Annotated in this window: 23 protein-coding genes; 5 read left to right on the forward strand and 18 right to left on the reverse strand. The window is 47.3% G+C overall.

Annotated elements, in window-relative coordinates:
- The first annotated feature begins 37 nt into the window (after positions 1–37).
- Together BBG47_RS16660 and BBG47_RS16665 are read left to right on the forward strand one after the other, a co-directional pair.
- Positions 38–349 carry an ArsR/SmtB family transcription factor gene (locus tag BBG47_RS16660; protein WP_065292616.1) on the forward strand — a complete coding sequence of 104 codons (312 nt, stop codon included), beginning with the start codon at positions 38–40 and terminating at the stop codon, positions 347–349.
- A 204-nt stretch (positions 350–553) separates the two neighbouring features.
- On the forward strand, positions 554–1738 hold the full coding sequence (locus BBG47_RS16665) for an MFS transporter (RefSeq protein WP_065292617.1): 1185 nt from the start codon (positions 554–556) through the stop codon (positions 1736–1738).
- A 153-nt stretch (positions 1739–1891) separates the two neighbouring features.
- Here BBG47_RS16665 and BBG47_RS16670 read toward each other — a convergent pair whose 3' ends face one another.
- Entirely contained in the window at positions 1892–4090 is a 2199-nt protein-coding gene (locus tag BBG47_RS16670; RefSeq protein ID WP_065292618.1) for an Ig-like domain-containing protein, read from the reverse strand.
- Positions 4091–4351: 261 nt separating this feature from the next.
- Here BBG47_RS16670 and BBG47_RS16675 point away from each other — a divergent pair, with 261 nt between their 5' ends.
- Complete coding sequence (locus tag BBG47_RS16675) at positions 4352–4942, forward strand: lipoprotein BA_5634 family protein (RefSeq protein ID WP_065292619.1); 591 nt, start codon at positions 4352–4354, stop codon at positions 4940–4942.
- A 108-nt stretch (positions 4943–5050) separates the two neighbouring features.
- On the opposite strand, the gene BBG47_RS16680 is transcribed toward BBG47_RS16675, so the two are convergent.
- A complete protein-coding gene (locus BBG47_RS16680) occupies positions 5051–5632 on the reverse strand; it encodes a TetR/AcrR family transcriptional regulator (RefSeq protein WP_028531634.1) in 582 nt (193 codons plus the stop codon).
- Positions 5633–5828: 196 nt separating this feature from the next.
- Between BBG47_RS16680 and BBG47_RS16685 the strand changes: the two genes are divergently transcribed.
- Positions 5829–6938, forward strand: coding sequence for an MGDG synthase family glycosyltransferase (locus tag BBG47_RS16685; protein ID WP_065292620.1), 1110 nt, complete (start codon positions 5829–5831; stop codon positions 6936–6938).
- 41 nt (positions 6939–6979) lie between these two features.
- Positions 6980–7354, forward strand: a complete 375-nt coding sequence (locus BBG47_RS16690; RefSeq protein ID WP_065292621.1) for a permease — start codon at positions 6980–6982, stop codon at positions 7352–7354.
- Positions 7355–7520: 166 nt separating this feature from the next.
- Here the strand turns inward: BBG47_RS16690 and BBG47_RS16695 are convergent, their stop codons facing one another.
- From BBG47_RS16695 to BBG47_RS16765, 16 genes are all read right to left on the reverse strand, one after another.
- Complete coding sequence (locus BBG47_RS16695; protein ID WP_065292622.1) at positions 7521–8354, reverse strand: C40 family peptidase; 834 nt, start codon at positions 8352–8354, stop codon at positions 7521–7523.
- A gap of 422 nt (positions 8355–8776) precedes the next feature.
- On the reverse strand, positions 8777–9685 hold the full coding sequence (locus BBG47_RS16700) for a cation diffusion facilitator family transporter (protein WP_083189373.1): 909 nt from the start codon (positions 9683–9685) through the stop codon (positions 8777–8779).
- Positions 9686–10077: 392 nt separating this feature from the next.
- Complete coding sequence (locus BBG47_RS16705; protein WP_065292623.1) at positions 10078–10800, reverse strand: N-acetylmuramoyl-L-alanine amidase; 723 nt, start codon at positions 10798–10800, stop codon at positions 10078–10080.
- Positions 10784–11203: a phage holin family protein gene (locus BBG47_RS16710; protein ID WP_065292624.1), complete on the reverse strand. Its 420-nt coding sequence runs from the start codon at positions 11201–11203 to the stop codon at positions 10784–10786. Before BBG47_RS16710 ends, BBG47_RS16705 begins: the two co-directional genes overlap by 17 nt.
- Before the next feature lie 72 nt (positions 11204–11275).
- Positions 11276–12751 carry a pyocin knob domain-containing protein gene (locus tag BBG47_RS16715; protein ID WP_065292625.1) on the reverse strand — a complete coding sequence of 492 codons (1476 nt, stop codon included), beginning with the start codon at positions 12749–12751 and terminating at the stop codon, positions 11276–11278.
- Between the two features lie 54 nt (positions 12752–12805).
- Positions 12806–13447: a hypothetical protein gene (locus tag BBG47_RS16720; RefSeq protein ID WP_065292626.1), complete on the reverse strand. Its 642-nt coding sequence runs from the start codon at positions 13445–13447 to the stop codon at positions 12806–12808.
- Entirely contained in the window at positions 13440–14624 is a 1185-nt protein-coding gene (locus BBG47_RS16725) for a baseplate J/gp47 family protein (protein ID WP_065292627.1), read from the reverse strand. Before BBG47_RS16725 ends, BBG47_RS16720 begins: the two co-directional genes overlap by 8 nt.
- Positions 14596–14964, reverse strand: a complete 369-nt coding sequence (locus BBG47_RS16730) for a DUF2634 domain-containing protein (protein ID WP_065292628.1) — start codon at positions 14962–14964, stop codon at positions 14596–14598. Before BBG47_RS16730 ends, BBG47_RS16725 begins: the two co-directional genes overlap by 29 nt.
- Positions 14961–15233: a hypothetical protein gene (locus BBG47_RS16735; RefSeq protein WP_065292629.1), complete on the reverse strand. Its 273-nt coding sequence runs from the start codon at positions 15231–15233 to the stop codon at positions 14961–14963. The genes BBG47_RS16730 and BBG47_RS16735 overlap by 4 nt, the downstream gene beginning before the upstream one ends.
- Before the next feature lie 100 nt (positions 15234–15333).
- A complete protein-coding gene (locus BBG47_RS16740) occupies positions 15334–16131 on the reverse strand; it encodes a phage protein (RefSeq protein ID WP_065292630.1) in 798 nt (265 codons plus the stop codon).
- A complete protein-coding gene (locus BBG47_RS16745) occupies positions 16115–16435 on the reverse strand; it encodes a phage baseplate plug family protein (protein WP_021259504.1) in 321 nt (106 codons plus the stop codon). Before BBG47_RS16745 ends, BBG47_RS16740 begins: the two co-directional genes overlap by 17 nt.
- 30 nt (positions 16436–16465) lie before the next feature.
- The gene (locus BBG47_RS16750; RefSeq protein ID WP_021254391.1) at positions 16466–17101 is read right to left on the reverse strand and encodes a LysM peptidoglycan-binding domain-containing protein; all 636 of its coding nucleotides are present in this window, start codon (positions 17099–17101) and stop codon (positions 16466–16468) included.
- 25 nt (positions 17102–17126) lie between these two features.
- On the reverse strand, positions 17127–19025 hold the full coding sequence (locus tag BBG47_RS16755; RefSeq protein ID WP_065292631.1) for a hypothetical protein: 1899 nt from the start codon (positions 19023–19025) through the stop codon (positions 17127–17129).
- Between the two features lie 4 nt (positions 19026–19029).
- Positions 19030–19248 (reverse strand): hypothetical protein, encoded by a 219-nt coding sequence (locus BBG47_RS29490; protein WP_139070713.1) that lies wholly within the window; start codon positions 19246–19248, stop codon positions 19030–19032.
- Positions 19190–19474, reverse strand: a complete 285-nt coding sequence (locus BBG47_RS16760; protein WP_005542653.1) for a hypothetical protein — start codon at positions 19472–19474, stop codon at positions 19190–19192. The genes BBG47_RS29490 and BBG47_RS16760 overlap by 59 nt, the downstream gene beginning before the upstream one ends.
- Positions 19475–19527: 53 nt before the next feature.
- On the reverse strand, positions 19528–19932 hold the full coding sequence (locus tag BBG47_RS16765; RefSeq protein WP_065292632.1) for a phage structural protein: 405 nt from the start codon (positions 19930–19932) through the stop codon (positions 19528–19530).
- Positions 19933–20164 lie beyond the last annotated feature (232 nt).

The following is a 20164-nucleotide window of genomic DNA, read 5'->3' on the forward strand; positions in this document are numbered from 1 at the left end:
TATTTACAAATCTATAATTATAGATATAATGAGACGTATGAAACCTTTACTCATTTGCAAAGCTTTGTCTAATGACACACGCGCCCAAATTCTTCAATGGTTGAAGAACCCTGAAGAACATTTCAATGAAGAGAAGTACATTCAGTATGGAATATCATTTGCAACAGGCATATGCGTAGGCGATATTCAGAAAAAGACAGGGCTTGCGCAATCGGTTATCTCCAGCTACTTGCTCACAATGCAGCAAGCTGGACTATTAGAGTCTGAACGAATTGGCAAATGGACGTACTATCGCCGCAATGAACGCACGATACGAGAATATGCCGATTACGTCACCCATCACTTGTAGAGGAGGAGGAATATCTCTTTTTTTGTTATAATACATCTATATTTTTAGATATGTATTTATGTATATCAAATGGAATGGCATAAATGGGTTGTAGTGTATTGAAGTGAAGCTCATTGAAGTGAAATTATTTGAATGAAGTACATCGTAGTACTCATGACCATTAAAATGTAAATTCTGATGAATAGAAATGGAGTTATCGTTGAAATGAGAAAAACAAACCCCTTACTGCTTCTTCTACTGTCCCTTGGCGTATTCGGCATTATTACGACAGAAATGGGTATTGTGGGCGTGCTGCCTCAAATATCGCAGAAATACAACATTACAGCTTCCCAAGCAGGCTGGCTGGTCGGTATATTTGCACTCATCGTGGCCGTTAGCGGTCCGTTTCTTACCCTGATCGCATCCCGCTTTAACCGTAAAAGCGTCCTATTGACGGCCATTTCCATGTTTGTTCTGTCCAATCTCGTCTATGCGTTCACCTCACATTTTGAGGTAATGCTTATATTCCGGATCTTGCCTGCGATGTTCCATCCGATTTTCTTCTCCATCGCACTCGTAGCTGCCGCCAGTCTGGTACCTCCCGAGCAGAGCAGTCAGGCTGTCGTTCGCGTATTTGCAGGTATTACAGTAGGCTTCGCATTTGGTGTCCCGATTACGTCTTACCTTGCTGAACGTATTTCGTTATCCACCTCCTTCTTATTTGGAGCCATCGTGAATGCAATCGCCTTGATAGGTTTGCTTATTTGGCTGCCTTCCATGCCTGTGAAGGAGAAGATGTCATACGGCAAACAGCTGAGTATTTTACGTAAGCCCGGACTTTGGCTCAACATAGCGGCTGTCATCTTTATTTTTGCAGCGATGTTCTCTGTGTACGGTTACTTTGCCGAATACACAAGCCAAATCACTCGAATGAATGGTTCACTCATCAGTCTCATGCTCATGGTATTTGGGCTTGTTATGATTGCTGGCAACTTTCTATTCGGAACTTTGCTTCAGAAAAATACTACAAAAACGATACTGCTTTTCCCGCTTCTCTACGCATTCATCTATGTACTTGTCTATTATGCAGGGTCGTATCTTTCTCTCATGATTGGGATGATATTCATTTGGGGAACTGTGCACTCAGGAGGACTGATTGTGAGTCAAACTTGGCTGACTGCTGAAACGAAGGAAGCGCCTGAATTCGGCAACAGTCTGTTCGTTTCTTTCTCCAACTTAGGAATTACGATGGGTACTGCTGTTGCGGGATTTATCATCGCTCACCTCGGTATGCAACAGCTTATCTGGTGTGGAATAGGATTTTCCTTGCTTGCGTTTGCCGCAATTACGATCAAAATGAAGCTCTTCAATGATACCATGCAAGGGAAAGATCAGGCACTCGGGGCATAGCCCATCACGGATATATATAGCAAATTCGACTGTTTACTCTAGCTCTGCTTACATCAACTCTTGCTTGCAGCACATAATTGTAAAATCAAAACAGGGACTGCACATGCAGTCCCTGTTCTGTGTTCTCTGACTAATCCCATTTTGGATTAATCCTTATTTCACCGTTACGCGCAGTGATGTGCTCTTGCCGTCCAATGTCAGCTTCAAACTCCCACTGCCCTTGGATACACCTTGCACCGAACCACGCGACGCCTTAATCTTCACATTGGAAGGAACGAATGTCACGGAGGACGTCACATCCACAACTTCACCTGTATCATAAATCGCCTGAACCTTCCACGATGCAGACTGACCGATGCCCAGCTTCACAGTTGTCGGATTTGCTTCCAGCTTCAGCAAGCGAGGCTTCACATGCACTGTAACCTCCAGCTTTCTTCCTTGATACTCACCGACCAGCTTCGTGCTGCCAATAGCCACACCCTTAACAGTAGCTCCGCGAACCGTCGCTACCTTTTCATTTTCCATAGTCCACTTAATACGTGAAGCAAGCGCAATCGTCTTTCCGTTCTTGTAGGTTCCTGTTACCTTAACCGATTGGGACTTGTTCACGTTCGTACGAATTTCAGAAGGAACGATATCATACTTCACAATCTCTTCTTCGATCGTTGCTTTCACAGTCACTTTCACATTGGCAAATGTACCTGTCAACGTCGCACGACCTGCAATGAGACCCTTCATGTTCCCCTCGCGAACGAGCAAGTTCGGAGAACTTGATTCCCATTTCACTTGAGTCGTTACATTTTCCTCTGTACCATCAGCATAAATAACATTTACTTCTGGCAATGGCTGCTCACGACCCGTTACGATACTGATATCCGCATTGTTCGCCTGCAATACGAGTGCCTTGCGCTGAACATTTACTTCCAAAGGAAGCGTTTGATTGCGAATGCTCGCAGTCAGGAAAGTCGTTCCCGGTGCTGCTGCCTTCATCTTGCCATCTTTAACGGAGACAACACTTTCATTAGAAGATGTCCACTGCACCAGTTCCGATACATCAAGCGTATTGCCGCTCAAGGATACCCCACTGATCTTAGGCAAAGGCTTCACATCTTCCAAGATCAGCTCCTGCTTGCGAACGTCTCCAGGTTTTGCATTCTTATCTTCTTCCGTCCATTTCAACTTCTCGATCGTCGGGTATACCGTAATCTCAACCGACTTCGTCAGCCCTTTGTAAGAAGCTGTTACCGTTGCAGTTCCTTCGCTCTTCGCGTAGACCTTGCCGTGTTCTACCGTTACAGCCATCAGGTTGCTTGATGTCCACTCTGCAAGATCACTAACATCCTGCTGATTATCAGCCGAATTGAGCACGAAGGTCTGCACTTGCAGCGGCCCGTCTCCCAGCATCATGTGCTGTTTCTGATCCGGTGTGATGCGCATCGCTTGGTAAGAAGCACGTACGACCACTGTAATGGATTGCGAAGCCCCAAGGTAGTTCGCCGTTACCGTTGCCGAACCTACGTTGATAGGCTTGACTTCTCCGTTCTTCACTTCGACGATATTCGCATCGCTTGTTGTCCAATCTGCCTTACCTGTTACATCTTCGAGCTTGCCGTCAGCAGTCTTCGCCTTGGCGGTTACGGTCTTGGAAGCTGCACCGTATTCGAATTCAACCAGCTTTTCTGGCGACAGCTCCAATTTGTCGTAAGGCTGTTCAACCTTCAGCTCGATCTTCGTGCTTAATCCTTTATGCTTAATGGTAATGTCCGTTTTACCCTTGGACTTCAGCGTAATGACCCCTTTATTCACATCCGCTACATCTGTATTGGAGGAAGTCCAGGAGGCTTCAGCCGTAACATCATTGTTCGTATTTGTCGCTTTGTCCAAGGCGAATGCCTTCCAGGCAAGCTTGTCTCCAAGATTCGCCTTCACTTCATTGGCAACCTCTTGATCCGTATCCCCTGTGCGAATAACGATCTTGTCATACAAGTATTCGGATACAACCGTTTTCTTCAATGTATATCCTTGATATTTCACTGTAATTTCCGAAGTACCTTTTCCAGCGCCGCTTACCCAACCAGCGTCTACTTTGACAGCACTCGGATTCGAGGACGTCCACGTAGCCAAGCTCGTAACATCTTTCTTATCCGTCTTTCCGCTGATTGTACCAAGCACCTTCAATTGTACAGAGGAACCTTCAACTGTGACGTGTACTGGAGACACATCTGATTCAAAAGCAATACCTGTAAACGAATCTTCTGCATGAACGATACCTTGGATTGGCAGCATACCGAATAGCAACGTGCATACGAGCGCTATGCTAAGCCATGTCGATTTTTTCCTTGATGGGTACACCTTATCTTCTCCCTTCCCGTTTTGCTCCTGTGAGTAATTCCAATGGAACAAAAAAGTACATATCTACTATAACGGTAAAAAGGAGGGGAATTATTATCTTATGCAGGCAACTTCTTGCGAGCGGCGGCTATTTTGATACTATAGTCCTACTTTCTTACGAGATTGAAAGAGTGCTGTCATCTAAACCAATGGCAACAAAATGATCCCTCCTGTATCGTTAACGGTGTAAGAATCAATACTGGTAATTGAGGTGGATAACGAATGAAAAAGAAACTTGGCATAGTAGCTACCATGGTACTTGTACTTGTAATGGCGACAGGCTGCAGCCTATTCGGCCCTAAGGCAAATGGATTGATTATGTATGGAGCGGATGCTCAAATTAAAGATGCTTTGGAGATCACGAAGAATGATGTGTCGAAGACAGATGATTTCGCATTGAAATATGATGCAAAGCAAGCGGATGACCGTGTCATTGCGATCAGCAAATCAACCGCTCAAGGCTTGTTCAATAATGGGTTGCTTCAACAAGTGAAGGACAAAGACACAACAGAAGCGATTGCGAAGCTGCCTGAAGCAACAGGCGACAATGCGGTGATCTTCGCGAAGACAGATACAACGGTGACAGAACTGAAAGGTGTGAAGCTCGCTGGTCAGTACGGTGGCGATATTGTAATTGGGGAGTCACGCGGATTTGCCCAAACGATTGTTCTGCTCGATGATGCAGCTTGGGAGAAGCTGAACGCAGACAAGCTTGGCTTAACGGTTGCTCATTTCAAGAAGGATCCGAAGAATTTACTAGTTGACTTGTCTAAGAAATTAGAGAAAGCTCAGATGGTCGTCATTAAAAAGTAAATAACTATATTATAGTCTCCACACAAAAGCACCCTTCTACAGGTTCGACCACGCGTTCCTATTTGAAGGGTGCTTCTCTTTTGTATATCAACATCCGTCCTGACTTCCTTATGGCTGGCGAATCATTAACCCTTCCATAAAATGAAGGCGAAAATAATCCTTAATCGCTTCCTTATCGAGCGGAGCATTCAGCTTGTTCCATTCGGTCGTAAGCGCTTTGTACAATTGAAGCATGACGAAGCTGACGACCTTCGGGTCACCTTGCTTCACTTCTCCACGCTCCATAGCCACACGCACTTCGCGCTCTATGTACTCAAGCAGTTCCTGTTCCATCTTAGCCAGCGCTTCCTTCGCCATTGGCGTCCCGAAGTCGCGCAGCTCCTGGGATAGCTTCAATGCAAGCTCGTGGCGGCTTCTATATTCCAGTACACGATCCAACACACGATACAGCTTATCAATAAACGGTCTATCCTCGGTGATTTCCCGATCCGCGATCTCTTTCATCTCGTGGATGAGCTGCTGCAAAATCTCATCGAACAGCTCCTCTTTGTTCGTAAAGAACGTATATATCGTTCCTTTGCCTACCTTGGCAATCTTCGCTACTTGATCCATCGTCGTCGCTTTGTACCCGAACAGAGCAAAGGATTGCGCTGCCGCTTCCACGATTTGTTTTCGGCGGTCTACGGTCACATCCCCCGCCTCCTTTCTCCCGGCGCACATTTGACTGAATGACCAATTAGAAATTATGGTCACATGCCGTTACCTGAACCTTATCATACCTGCCTGTGAATTTCAACTTAACCAAGGAAAATGACCGCTCAGTTTCGACGTAATTGGCTGATGCTTCCTTTCAACTTTCAGGTTATAATGGAATGTGGGTGAGAACATGCGAAAAAAGAGAATCATCCTTCTATCTGAAGGATTCGGTACAGGCCATACGCAAGCAGCCTATGCCCTATCAGTCGGACTGCGCCAGCTGGAGCCCGATGTCCAAACACGCGTCATCGAGCTGGGCAAGTTCTTGAATCCGACGGTCGGGCCGCTAATCTTTGCTGCTTATCGGAAGACGGTAAGCTCACAGCCGAAGCTGGTTGGACTCTTGTATCGAAAAAAATATAAAAAATCGCTGAACCGCGTCACACAGCTCGCATTGCATCGCATTTTCTACACACAAGCTTCTCATGTGCTCGATCAATTGCGTCCTGATGCGATTGTGTGCACTCATCCATTTCCGAATATCATCGTATCGCGCCTGAAGCGCTCTGGTCTTCATCTTCCATTATATACATTGATTACGGACTACGATGCGCATGGTACGTGGATGAACCCAGAAGTTACAAAATACCTCGTCTCCGCGCCAGAAGTACGGAACAAGCTCCTGGAACGCGGGATTGATGATAGCCGCATTGTTGTTACTGGCATTCCTGTTCATCCGAAGTTCTGGGAGCGCTGTCCTCAATCGGAAGCGCAGCGGGAGCTTGGATTGCGTCCGCTTCCGACCGTCATGATTATGGGCGGCGGCTGGGGATTGTCGCTGAATGAGGATTTGCTCCAGTACATGACGACATGGCGCGAACATGTCCAGCTTCTGTTCTGCATGGGCAGCAATCAGAAGGCAATCGCTCGGATGGAACAGGATCCATTGTTCCAGCATCCGAACATACATATATTCGGCTACACGCAAGAGGTGTCGCGTCTGATGGATGCTTCCGATTTACTGGTAACGAAGCCTGGGGGAATGACTTGTACAGAAGGAATGATGAAGGGCATCCCTATGCTCTTCTATGATCCAATCCCTGGACAAGAGGAAGAGAACTGTGAATATTTCATGGAGCATGGTATGGGTGAGAAGATTGAATCCTCGGATACCATTGCACGTTGGTTCAACGAATTACAGCACCACTATGACCGGCTGCGCGAGAAGCGGCAGCTTGGCGCTCTTGCTATGACGGATCCTGAGGCCTGTGCCCGAACCGTGTTGCAATTGCTGAAATAATCATCTACGATTAGGATCTTAGCCAAGGAGTTGATTGCAACATGCTGTTTACTGGAGTAGGCTTCGTCGGATACGCCCTTATCACGCTTGCTCTTCTCATGAGAGCACTCGGCTGGATTACAGGAGCGTTCCTATTCGCTGCCATCATTATTGCCGGTTTCTTCTGTTTCGGTATCGTTGAGAACCGCTTAGGCCTCAGACATCGGATGGTGCGGTATGTCGATTACGCCCCACTCATGGTGCTTGTCATTGCCTATGTTCTCTATCAGGATAATATTGTACGCTACACAACTACTGCTCTACTGCTTCCATTAAGCTTGCTTAGCTCATGGGCTGCAGTTGCCATGGCGAAGACGAAGAAATATCGGACAAGACCGAAGATCGATGAACAACAAGGGCCTCCAAAATATCAATAACTAGGAACCGAGCGTGTTCCATTTTAATGGATGTGGGACGGAACATGCATCTGCACGTTTGATTTCCCTTCCTACGAACAAGTAAGGGCTATCTACCAACAGCTTTCCCTGTTGAATAGATAGCCCTCTTTGATGCGTGCACATGCAGTATGCTCGATGAACGCTTCTATTTTACTACGCTTCCTCCATACAGGAAACGATGTTCCCAGCTAGTGTTGCTCACCGTGTCGATCCGTACGCCGCCTGAAGCTTTGGAATATGTATGAATGATTTTGCCATTGCCCAAGTAAATGCCGACATGTGTAATTCGTTCTTTTGATTTATTCACATTTTTATAACTTGATGCACTGGATCCCTTATAGGACATGAAGAACATCAAGTCTCCACGCTGCAGTTGGCTGATACTCTTCTTCACGCCGCCTTTATCCTGAATATAAGTGCCTTGCTTGCGGGAATCTGTCGGCAGTACGATGCCTAATGCTTCCTTATAGACTTGGCGTACAAAGTCGGAGCAATCGAATGTTTTAGTTGTATTCCGATCCGATCCAAATTCATAAGGCGTGCCCATGTATTTCTTCGCTACTTTCTCCACTTTGTCCATCTTCGCAGCCTTACTTGATGGAGCAGAAGTCGTAGGTTTATTATTTGAACTTCCTGAAGAGTTAGATCCAGATGCATTCCCTATTCGTATGTATTTACTCTGTGAGCTTACATAGCCCGTGTTGCCTTTGGTATCCTTCACTTTGTACCAACTGCTGTTGGGCTTGTCCAAAATTGTAACGGATTCGCCTGTCTTCACCAATCGAATGATTGAGGATGAAGTACTCGGCTTCGTTCTCAAATTGACGGACTGAACAATCTCTCCGCGATTCTGGTTGGAGCTCGTTACAGATGCAGCTTGTACATTGCTAGTTGCTGCAGGTGCCGCATGCAATGACGGCAATATCATCTGCCCTGCCATTGTGAACATCATTATGCCTAACAGTAATTTCTTCTTCATAGAAATCCTCCTCTAAGTTGTTGTTACATTACTGTAATCGTGAACCGAATGTGAGTTGATGTTCATATGAACAAGATGTCAATTGTTTCTATAATTAAGTTGTTATTCTATTTATGTAATGACATCCCATTTCCCCTACGCCTAATTATATAGAGTCTTCTTCATCGGTTTCTATCGGCCTATCCTCTTAAAAAAGACAAAATTGTAACTTTTTCTATAGGCCTTTGTGCCTAATAATTGGTAGATTAATGGGCTATATACCATATTCAAGCAGTTTTTTTCGTCTCCATTACTACTCTTTCGAAGCTTATTTATGTGATTTGCTCCGTCTGTCCGTTTTACTAGAGACACAAAAAAACGTGCCCTGAGGACGGATGATACCGTCACTCGCGGGCACGCTGGTCGCGTTCTATGATCATACATTACACCAATTGCTGTTGAATTGTTTTGCTTGTATCTGTATCCATTGGCTCCACATGCACATGTACATGAGTAATATTATGCTTGCGCTTCATACGCTGCTCAATATCGTCACAAATATGATGTCCTTCAATAAGGCTTAGCTTCGGATCAACCTGTACAACTACATCAACGAGAACCAGACTTCCATGCAGGCGCGCCTTCACTTCCTTAATCTTGCGCACGCCTTCTGTACTCTCTACCGTCTTGCGCAGGCGATCCAGCTGCGCTTCATCGAATCCGTCCGTCAATGTATGAGTTGCTTCTCGGAAAATATCCCATGCTGTCTTGCATATAATGAAGCCTACCGTTAAGGCGGCAAGCGGATCGAGCCAGCTAATGCCAAGCTGAGCGCCAAATATCCCCACTGCTGCGCCAATACTTACAAATGCATCTGACCGGTTATCTTGTGCTGCCGCCATAAGCGCCTGATTGCGGATGCGCTCTGCCAGCCGCTTATTATATGAGTACACCGCGTACATCACGATCGCACAGCCAAGCGCTACCCAACCCGTAAGCGGGTTCGGGGTTGTCGACTCGCCATGGAACAATGCTTGTACCGTGGATATGATCACTTGAATCCCGACTGTCGCCATAATAAAGGAAGCAATTAGAGCAGCGATTGTCTCCGCCCGCAAATGACCGTAAGGATGGTCATGATCCGGCGGCTTCTGCGAAATTCGCAGTCCGATAAGTACAGCAAGCGATGCGACGATATCGGTCAAGTTATTCCATCCATCTGCTTGCAGTGCCTTCGATTGGTAGAATAAGCCAATAGCTAGCTTGAATGCGGATAGGGCGATATAGGCAGCAATGCTGATCCATGCTCCTTTTTCCCCTTGTTTCATATCTGCATATATGTCCGCGCTCACGCTGACCCCTCCCTGACTCCTTATTACCAGGCATATTATGGAATATGCCGTTCCAACCCGGAATCCTATCTTACCTCACCGATCCCGTGTGGGTCTACAGAAACAGTGTTGCCCCTTCTTACAACAATTGAACCGGCAACAACCTGTTGGAACCGGTAAGGAAAGTTGAGTCCACTAAGGAAAGTTGTTCGGCGGCAACAATGTCACATTATGTTAGATTGTGTAGTCAGGGGGGGAAATATTCTTGCTTGTGAGAAGAGCATGAACAGGGGATAAAGTTTTGAGGGGTGCGGTGTCTGTATGCTACACAAACACAACAAGTTTCACATCCCCATTCTGAAAATTGAATCAAGCTTGGCCACGAATCGGTTATACGGCCATTATCTCCTACTTCACTTGCTATTTTCGCGAACGACAACTTGCCTCTTCACCGCTTCCCATTGCACGCTCATTCCGCTTCGTTCCGCAACATCGCGTACCGGGATATAGACTTTGTTGTCAATTAAGTAACCTTGCGAACTTTCTTTGGGTGCACCTTCCCAGATGACCTTCACTCGCTCGGCACGCAGCTGCTGTTCGGTAGTCGGATTGGGCGATGGCGGCTTCGTACCACTAGTGTCGCCTGACATCGCTTCCTTAGCCTGCACCACCATGTCCATAAATTGCTGCCAATGCGGCAGCAGTCGAGACGGACAAGCCTTCCCGCTCCAATGTTTGTGCGGCATGATGCGTTCCAGTGCAATGCCATGCTTGCACGACAAGATGGCGAGCAGTTCAGCAGCATTGCGCCATGCGGCCTGCTCGTCTATCCCTGCGTACATACATACTTCAACGCCAATGGACAACGCGTTGCCAGGGCCTGCTCCATCCCCAGCATGCCACCCCTGCTCAGTATCTCGCAAATGCTGATACACACTCTTATCGTCAACCGTGTAATGCCAGCTCTTCTTCGCCCCGCCACTGCCGTTCAACAAATACCTCGAATGCGCTTCTGCTGTCGCCCCCGCATCTGTATTGTCCGTGTTGTGCACAGTAAGATACATTGGCTTCATGGCAAGGTTCGGTTTATTCGCCCTTCCGTCTGGAATCAGGCGCTGCTTAATGTCGATGCTCATCATGAATTCCCCCTTTTCCCTTCAACACTTCTACCGCTTGCTTAATAACCGGCGGCAGCGGCACACCTAGACGTCCGCCATTTTCAATAATCGACAACAATTCGTTCGCCATATAAAAAAAGACCGTCGCATCTCTGAGTAGATGCTGCCCTCCAAGCACCACATCCACCTGATGCGCGATCGACACAATTACGAAAATAAATACCTTGCGCGCAATGCCAATGAGCCCAACGCTACTGCGCAGCTTGCCTTCAGAGCCTGCTGCCATAATGCCTGTGACATAATCCGCTATGGTCATAATAAGCAGCACTTGAAGCAGCATCGGCCAGCCGCCGAAAAGCAGTGCTACGGTTCCACCTGTCGCGCCCACCCCAAGTTTCAAGAGCCAATCGATTCGTTCCATCCAATATCCCCCTTATTAAAAAAAGCTCTCATTAAATCATGAGAGCTTTTAGTGAATTTATACAATTCAAAACTAACAAGTTGTGATTGTTCCATTAACATCACACTTAATGCTTACTTGATAGAACCGCCCTGAAATCGGGTAAAATTCCCATTTTACTTTTAATAAACAAGGTCTTGATACATCAAAACCATCTGGAATTTGAATAGAAGTTGATGTATGTTTCGCTTCCTTGTCGCCGTCCCATAATGATGTTACAGTCTTATATCCTTTACGACCATTTAGTATAAATATATTAGTGGCATAGTTATAACCCCATGTAGTTGAATGTCCAATACCGTTAATTTCACAAGTCTTCCCATTCCAATCTTCCAAATAAGCTCTAGCATTCCCACCAGAAACATCGCTGTTAGTTTTTCCATTATCAAACCATATGCTACCATCAAAAACAAATGCATTTTTCATGTTCGGCATCGTTGCCACTACGTAATCGTACACAACCTTTTTGTCATCCCCGTACATACTAGGTGAGTGCGTATTACTCCAAGATATCTTTGAATCTACCAGAGAGAGCTCAGTCTTTATCTGAGAAATTTTAGCTGCAAGCGTTGCAAAATCATCATTTGCGGATGCCGGCACTCCCTTGGCGTTGAGGGCACCCGCTATGCGATTTTTCGCGTCAACGCCAGATTGCTTTAGTTCGCTATAATCATTCTCATCGAGAACTCTCAGCCACTGCGACCAACCAACACCGTAATAGTAATTCCTCTTCCACACTTTATTGGAGTGGGGGCTAAAAACTCGGAATACCTGATGAATCCCCGCATGTTGATACACTGATAAACTGAACGCTTCTGGCGTTGGTGTATTTGACATAGTTGCTACTTCCGCATTAGCTGGATTCATGTAATCACCAGGAATAGTTATCGAATTTAGATCCGAGTTCGGTGCTACATATACCGGGTCTTGAAAAGTGTACTCAGTTAATAAAGTCCTCCAATCTGACCATTTGGATTCGGTTCTGGTGCGTCTGACCGTTACGTTTAATATAACGGCTGTATAGGTCTGAATAATATAGCCCTGTGGCGTGCTTTCTACAGTAAGCACCCCCCAATCCAATTGTGTACCTCTAAATGTATTTGGTTTATTCGCAATGTTTCCAATTTGGTGAATGTTATATATCCCCGGCTCTGTGTATTGGTTAAAGTCATTATAAGTGTCGGATTTTCTTGAAATAGATTCCCTTTTCAAGTTATCAAATTCTGTTTTTTTCACTGCCCCTATCGAATCTGGAGTGATTTTTGTTAGATCAATTCCTGATACTTTTTGATCTGTATATTTCTTCGAATTCTCAATTGCCGAAGCTACCTCGGTCTTCTCCGCTGCCTTTTCCTGCACTTCCTTCAAGGCTTCGTACGTCTTATTCATTTGCCAGTTCAACCAAGCAGCGGGAGGCTTATCTTGGACTTTCCAGCCTTCGTCGAGTTTGCTTTGCGGGGGTTTTACCCCTTTTTCCTTCCATTGTGGAAGATCTTTTTCGAATGCCATGTATCGTCACCTCATTTATCATTCGTAATCCTTCTACTTTATCGAACTATTTCTCTACACAGGCAGCACATAATCATTGCCCGGGACATAAAAATCGCCCAACGTGCCGCCTACAGTCATGGCTTCGTCAGCGAGACCGTGCTCGGATTGTTCAAGCGCATCGTAGGCAGATGCCAGCTCGAACGAACCCGTTAAGCCGACCTGCGTTACGCGGACGCCAGCCGCGACAAGGCTCTCGACAAGGGAAACGAATTGCGAAGGGCTTAGCCCAACGCCATTCAGCTTCTCGTATGGCACTTCAGTAACCTGAATCGCCGCTGGTTCGGGCTGAATCGGGTCATCGTACTGTTCCGCAATGCGGAACTCGTCTGGTGCTGCTCGAAGAGCTAGAGCGAGCACCTCGATGACAGAATCCAGGCTGCCGCTTGAATTCATGCGGGCCAGTTTGGAGCGTAGAAGCAGTCGATACACCTCATCGGTTGCTTGACCACGTGCTTGTCCCAAGTTGCCACCGATTTCATCCAGTGCGGCTCCTTCTGCCTTTTCAATGCTTTTCCATTCGGATATTCGCTGAATTGTGCTGCTTAGCTCATTCATCTGCTTCAACCATACATTTACGAGCTTAGCGAAACGGCTGCTGCCTTCCTTCGTAATAACATCCGGCAACAGCTCCATTACCTCTGGCAGCTTAAACATAGGTCACCGCCACCTTTATCCGTTCAGGTGCCACACGAGCCACTTCATAGAGCGGAATGCTCACGTTGCCGCTGACGAATTCGCCATCACCAAGCTTCACCTTCAACTCGAGCACTTCTTCGACGCCAGCCACATTCTGAATGGACGCCAGCAAACGACTGTACACGATACGTGATCCCTGCGGAAGTCCTGTGTAGTCTTGCTGATCCGCACCGACACCGCCGATATACTGTGCAATCGCCGTGACGATGTCCTCCTTCCCACGAGAAGAAAATGACGAAGTTGCCTTTACTTCTGCCTCAATATGAGCATCAAGCAGCTTCATGCGGCTAAAACGCACATCATGCTCACCGCCGCTGACATCGCGCACCTTTACGGTTTTCGTTCCGTCTGTGCCTATACCCGCTGCCTTTTTCTCAAAAATCGTCTGCGCGATACGCTCATCCTGACCACCATACACATACGTACGAATCGACTTCGCTGGAATGCCTTCTTCGTTCGTCTGCATCGTATCGTTCACACGTACAGCCGCTGATTTTACATCTGGAATTTGCAGCAGGGCAGATACAATTGCATCGACGGTTGCGGCATGACTGCCATCTCGTGCGGCACGCAAACGGTCGCGGAACTCGACGTCATTTTCCCGCTCACGCCCCTCTGCTATACTAGCCGGGTTCGTAATGCTCGTAATCTCCTTTACAGAGGTAAGCATTTCTGTAATGGAATCAGCAGGCACGTTGCCGATAATGCCTGGTACAGTTGCTACCACAGCAACTTCTCCCTTGCCCAAATCATCCAATACGCAATCATCCACCGTCATGAACCACACACCTGATTTAGTACCAACTTGTAGTCCTGCTGGAACGATAAACTTCGGAACGCCTGTCAGCTTGATATTCCCATAAGCCGCCTGCTCCAGCTTGCGGCGCAGCCCATAAAATACGGCCAATGCATCAAGCTGCACTCCGGTTGCATATTGAATATACGACTCGTGGTATACCTGCTCGACATCCTCCCACAGCACAGATAAATGCCATGCAAAGAGCTGCATCATCATGCCAAGCGGCGATGTCTCCGAGGTATTGATGTCCTGTCCGAGCTGCTTGCCTAAATCCTCAACCATTTCTTCATAAATTTCGTGATAGGTTTTACGCTTCAATCCCGCTGCCGTCAGCATAGATAAGCTCAACCTCCTCTCCTTCAGAGCTTGTCATGACTAGTCGTACTTGCGCTGTACGCGTGTGTTTGTCCCTTGTCACTTCTACATCCTCGACTGATTGAATACGCGGTTCGTCCATGAGGCAGCGCATAACTGCCTCGCGAATGGTATCCTCATCTACCTGTTTGCCAACCATTCGTTCATGATCCAGCCCCATATCCGGCGCAAAAAAATACTCGCCCAAGCGAGTACCCAACCGAATGCGAACCGCTTGCGTCAATTCCTCACGCCCATCGATCCAAGCAATTTGTCCATCTGATAATTGAAGATCTCCATCTTGAAGCGCCCACGTCCTCATCCTCCAGCCACCTTTCCGACAATGACGCCGCCGCCTTTGCTGGCCTCTGTAAATACAACCAGTACACGGCTCCCGCTGTCGATCACGATGTCTTGTGCCTGCTCTAGAATCGGCAGCTGATATCGAATAAGTCCAGCTTCGCCTTCCAGCTCCACATCAGCCGTGCCCACTCCCATGCTCACAATCGTACCCAGTTGCGCTCCTGCTGTTCCCGAGATTCGATGATCCATCCAGGCTTCCAGCGCACTGACTGCTCGATTTGCGCCCATAGCGTCACCTCCTTGTCGCTTAATCGCATTATCATTGCATTGCATTTCTGGGCACACTCACGCTTATCGCCGTTACTCCTTTTGCAAATGCAATGAAAGGTTAAATCCTAACCAAATCCACTTCCGTCACAAATTGATCCATCGAAATGGTATGCTTGCCCCGCTTCACCCGATACACACCGTCAAAATCCTCACTGACCAATCGAAGCTGTGCATCTGCATGCAGCCGATAATTCAAGAGGGACGTCACGCGCACACCCTTAACCTTGTCCTCCTCATACGATTGAGGGCTGTCAATTAACCCGCTGTCAGCGGATAAGCGAACGATGCCTGTCACCTCTAATCCGGCTCCAGCAAGAGGCTTGAAATATAGCTTGCCTTGCCGAGTAAATACTTCCGTATTGCAGTCACGAGCTGCCCGGCGTATCGACGCAACTGGATCGCCTTTCGCAACGAATCCCTTCATATAAGCATGATTAGAACCGAGCTGCACGGCTCCATGCGGAATTTGCGCCCGACTTAACAGATCATGAATAATCTCGCTAGCCTTCGTGCCCGGCCGATACGTATGTGCCATTTCATATAAGGACACTGTCAAATCATCCTTCACTTGAATCGTCGTCACCCGATCCATCTGCTCCCGCTTCGTTCGCACCTCTACAATGTTGCCCTGAAGCACAGTGCCGAGATCCTTGCCGTAACCCGCATTGACAATGACTCGCATCCCCGTGCGAATGTTCGCCAGCGTATGCTTGGACAAATTGTACAGCTCTACGGTGGATTCATTCGGTTCATTGTTATCATCAAAATCTACGTGAACATTCATTGTCAGATCACCGTAGTTGAATCGATAGCCACCAATCAAAATCTCGCACCCGCGATTAAATAAGTATTCCATCGTCATCCCCCAAATGCAGGTGAACAGACTGCCCAAGTGTATCCCACGTAATCTGTTCTTCCGGATTATCCCCATACGGGACGATGAGCTCAAGCGGGAACTCCCGCGTCTCCATGCTGACGAACAGCGGCATTCCCCATACCAGCTTTACGCCTAGCGCCAATGGAGTATCCCCTTCCGATAAATCCACGGTAAAATAATCATGGGTAAAGTTGTAGCGTACTTCGAACGTATAGGTTCGATCGCCCAAATCCATATCAAATGAGTAAGGAACAAGATCTTTGTCGATCCCGATGATCGCCATCCTTCTCCTCCTTTCTGAAGCTTCCTAGCCTTACCGATCCTGCATGTATTGTTTTCCGCCCCCGCCCCCACCTGAGGGCATGGTTTTTTTCTTTTTCTTTTTGGAAAGGCCAAGCAGAAGTTTCGCTCCCTCTACAAATGGCTTGGCGGTACGCTCAATGACATTATTAGCTATCCGAATCATGCTTTCAGGAATCCCGAAGTACCTAGCGATATCCATTAGCGACTGGCCAGGGCGCGCTGTATGCGTCTCCGGCACCGGACGATAGGAAGTATTCCGCTTCCCGGAACGGCTCTTCGGCTTCACGGCCGCCTTCTTCTTCGGCGGCAGCTTACTGTAAGCTGGCTGGACAATGTTGACCTGCTTCAATGACATGGTGAAAGTCATGCCATTAGCAATCGAGTTGTTATGAGCGGTTCGCAAGCTAGTGATGACACAATTCAGCATCATATTGCGCCCTGTGTATTGGAGCAGCTTCCCCTCGTTCATTGCCTTTACCAAACGCTGCTTATAATTGGAGGCCTGGGGGCCTATTAGCAATCCTTGCAGAACTAAGCTTGTTGTTTCCTTCCGGATGTGATCCGTAATGGTACCGCCTTTTTCCACATTGTGACTGCTCACCTGCACTGAATACTCAGGTTCCTCTGAAATGACGAACAGTTCCACGCCGCCTAATTTGCTTTTTCGCGTATTAATGGGACATCATTCCTCCTTCCGCCACCTGAGGCCTTGGGATAGGCTTAGGCTTCGGCAGTTTGTCCGCAATGCCCCGCTCTAATGCTCGGAATGAGGCGTCGTACTGCTCGCGGGCGATCCGCTTGATCTCTTCAATCATGCGGTTGTCAATATAGCCGTTCACGTTCAGGTTCATCGTGACATTGCTATTCGCGCTGACTTCCATGCTGCCACTAGCAGTAGGCCCAGGCATATTGGGTGTCTGATGTTGAGGCATAGATGCAGTTGAGGATATCGCTCCAGTCGGTGAACCCTCAACTATCGGTTGCATGCCCTCACCATTAGGGGAATACGATTGTATATTTGATTGTCCCGTCGAGGCTGCAAGCGCATGGTTTTTAGCCATATAGGATCTCACCATCATCTTTGCAGCTGATTTTGACTTGTCATCCTCTTCTGATTCCTTGTCTGGGTTCTCCTCGTCATTCGGGAGTAGGAACTTCTCCGCTGCCCATAAGCCTGCATCTACGGCTAATCCGCCTAGAAATCCAACGGGATTAAAACGCAGAAACCTTGTTGCCTTGCTGACTGTACGAGCTCCCTTCAACAACTTACCCAACCAGCCGACCTTCTTCGTTGCAGAGGCAGCCTTACTCACATCTGACGCGGTCGAAGCCGCTTTAGCAGCATCCGCCATTGGCCCAACTGTTGATTGAACAGATTGAACCGTTTCAGCTGTTGCCTGAACGACGTTCGAGGAATCATCCACAGTGGACTCAGACTTTTCTCCATCTCCATCTCCATCTTCATCCTTCTTGCCTCCAAAAAGACCCATAGCAAGACCAGCTCCCCCAGCTAAGAAACCTCCCCATTTGCCGAGTTTTTTCGCCCTCCCTAATATACCTGCCCCGCGCCTTTTTTTTGGCGCTGGGCTTGGTTTACTATTATCAACCTTTGTATCCTTTGGCGAAGGAGCTTGACCTTCCCCATTCGATCCGGCAGCTGCATTCGCTAAATCCCGCCGGGCATTTGAGGTAGGTTTCGGTGAGGATTTCTGGTCTGCATCCGTACCCGTATTCGTTGGAGGACTCTTGCTATCATTGGGCTTGGCATTATTAGGGGGAGAATTTTTATCCTTATTCGAGCCACTTGCCGCAGACTTCAAAGAATCAGCTGTATTCTCTTTTTCTTTGCCCTTATTGGATGGATTGCCCTTGTCTTTGGCTTCCCCTTCATTTTTAGTACCGTTAGCAGCTTTTCCAAGATCTTTCTGTGGATCATCTTTTCCACCGCTAGAACTTTCAGACTCCCCATTCGATTTGGAACCGCCCCGTTTCTTCTTAATTTTGCTATACATTTCTTTGCCAAACTTTATATTGTCTGAAAGATCTCTAAAATTTGAGACTTCATCATTTAAACTCTTAAAACCTTCGTAAGCATCGCCTATATAATCAAACCAAGATTTGGGTTTATCCCCCTTCTTGTCATCATCCTTTGAACACTTACACAGAATAAAAGGTAGAGCAAAAGCTGGCTTCTGCGAGAGCGAAGCGGGTAACTGCTGGGCAATAGACGAAGCAAGCTCATTCGTATTCTCAATCACAACCCTGTTTGAAGATGATGAGTTTCCATTTGTTGCTATCGTTATCAATGGTGAAACACCGAGTGAAGCTACCTGCCTCTGTAAGGAAACGAACATCGTGTTCAATTTAGAAAACGTAATGCTATCAGACGTAGCAGAAGGAAAGGTAAGTCCTCCTATCTTCGGTGTCTTCTGTCTTCCATTTCGCTTCATCTGCGCGGTCTGTTCCTTAATGCTGTCCGTCAAAATGCGGGAGACGACGCCCATCTCATCGAGCTTCCCGTTCATGGTGCGCAGTTCGCGGTAAATATTTTTGGAGATCCGATCATCCATTGGGTTAACCCCCTCCTTTCCCGTACATCCATTCCACAGCGGCGGCGGCTTCGCACAATTCCTCAATGCTCATGCCGCTCGCTTCTGCATACGTAATGCCGCCCCGGCTGTTCAGGACGACACGCCAGAACAATTGCCGGAGCGGATTGCGGGAGATGGATTGCTTATACGTCGGATGATTCGGATTCCAAGGGTGTATCGACCATGCCCAAGAAGCGCGCACACTCCAGCCAGAGCGGCGTCATCAGATCGGTCTTCTCTTCAAGACCCTCCCAGCTTAGGCGCGGAGACACGATGACATGTTGGAGGAAAAAGTCCATCGACGCTTCAAGCTTCCATCCCCCGTCTGCCTTCAATGCTGCATCATACAATCGCATGAGTGCCCGTGCGCCTGGATGCTGCAGCACATATTCCTCAGTTTCAATCGTTACTGTCTTTTGCTTGCTCACAAGTAGCCACCCTTTCCGAATCCTTTATTAATGAAAGTTAGTTCTTATATTCACTATTCTGTTCGATGCATATAATCGAGAACTTGGATTTCAAATTCACGATCCTCAAGCTCTGAGCCGTACGAAGCAGCCGGCAGCTTCTTGATGACAGCCTGATTACCGCTAATTGTTTCTCCCGGCTTGTTATTGGACTTCACCGTGATTTTGAATAATTTCTTCTCATTCCCCAGTCGATATAAGAGGGGCAATTGTGGGGACGTTGACATCACCGTAAGCTTAATCGTACCGAGCGGATTGTTCTTATAGGCAATCGCTACCTCGCCGCGCGCGCCGACATGCGTCACCGTCTGCTCCTCATCCTTTTCACAGGTAACGAATGTATTCTCGCCAAATCCCGTAATGTGTTCATCGTTAATGATTACAGATACTTGCTTTGCATCATAAATACCGATACTCATAGATAAGCACCATCCTTTAATAGAAAATGTTGTGTGATAAACAAATCACTTTTTAGCACCGAGAAGGTTGCAAGAACTCGAAGCGTGTACTTCTGAAGCGAGCTTTGCTTTGCAAAGCTTGTAAGGAAGCGCGCAGTGTAGCTAGACTACATGAGCACTTGAAATGTTTCCGAAGGAAACATGCTTCGAAAGCATATGCTTTTCGAGAGTGAATGCAAGATTCGATGTCGAG

The organism is Paenibacillus sp. KS1, assembly GCF_001680695.1.
GTDB classification, from domain to species: Bacteria; Bacillota; Bacilli; order Paenibacillales; family Paenibacillaceae; genus Paenibacillus_B; species Paenibacillus_B suaedae.

Coding starts and splice junctions, on each gene's coding strand:
- BBG47_RS16710 (WP_065292624.1), bottom strand. CDS start 11,203: ATGGAACGAATCGATTGGCTCTTGAAACTTGGGGTGGGCGCGACAGGT.
- BBG47_RS16675 (WP_065292619.1), top strand. CDS start 4,352: ATGAAAAAGAAACTTGGCATAGTAGCTACCATGGTACTTGTACTTGTA.
- BBG47_RS16685 (WP_065292620.1), top strand. CDS start 5,829: ATGCGAAAAAAGAGAATCATCCTTCTATCTGAAGGATTCGGTACAGGC.
- BBG47_RS16755 (WP_065292631.1), bottom strand. CDS start 19,025: ATGGATGATCGGATCTCCAAAAATATTTACCGCGAACTGCGCACCATG.
- BBG47_RS16660 (WP_065292616.1), top strand. CDS start 38: ATGAAACCTTTACTCATTTGCAAAGCTTTGTCTAATGACACACGCGCC.
- BBG47_RS16690 (WP_065292621.1), top strand. CDS start 6,980: ATGCTGTTTACTGGAGTAGGCTTCGTCGGATACGCCCTTATCACGCTT.
- BBG47_RS16735 (WP_065292629.1), bottom strand. CDS start 15,233: ATGGGCGCAAATCGAGCAGTCAGTGCGCTGGAAGCCTGGATGGATCAT.
- BBG47_RS16740 (WP_065292630.1), bottom strand. CDS start 16,131: ATGGAATACTTATTTAATCGCGGGTGCGAGATTTTGATTGGTGGCTAT.
- BBG47_RS16765 (WP_065292632.1), bottom strand. CDS start 19,932: ATGAGTATCGGTATTTATGATGCAAAGCAAGTATCTGTAATCATTAAC.
- BBG47_RS16745 (WP_021259504.1), bottom strand. CDS start 16,435: ATGGCGATCATCGGGATCGACAAAGATCTTGTTCCTTACTCATTTGAT.
- BBG47_RS16725 (WP_065292627.1), bottom strand. CDS start 14,624: ATGCTGACGGCAGCGGGATTGAAGCGTAAAACCTATCACGAAATTTAT.
- BBG47_RS16665 (WP_065292617.1), top strand. CDS start 554: ATGAGAAAAACAAACCCCTTACTGCTTCTTCTACTGTCCCTTGGCGTA.
- BBG47_RS16730 (WP_065292628.1), bottom strand. CDS start 14,964: ATGAGGACGTGGGCGCTTCAAGATGGAGATCTTCAATTATCAGATGGA.
- BBG47_RS16720 (WP_065292626.1), bottom strand. CDS start 13,447: ATGTTTAAGCTGCCAGAGGTAATGGAGCTGTTGCCGGATGTTATTACG.
- BBG47_RS16715 (WP_065292625.1), bottom strand. CDS start 12,751: ATGGCATTCGAAAAAGATCTTCCACAATGGAAGGAAAAAGGGGTAAAA.
- BBG47_RS16705 (WP_065292623.1), bottom strand. CDS start 10,800: ATGAGCATCGACATTAAGCAGCGCCTGATTCCAGACGGAAGGGCGAAT.
- BBG47_RS16695 (WP_065292622.1), bottom strand. CDS start 8,354: ATGAAGAAGAAATTACTGTTAGGCATAATGATGTTCACAATGGCAGGG.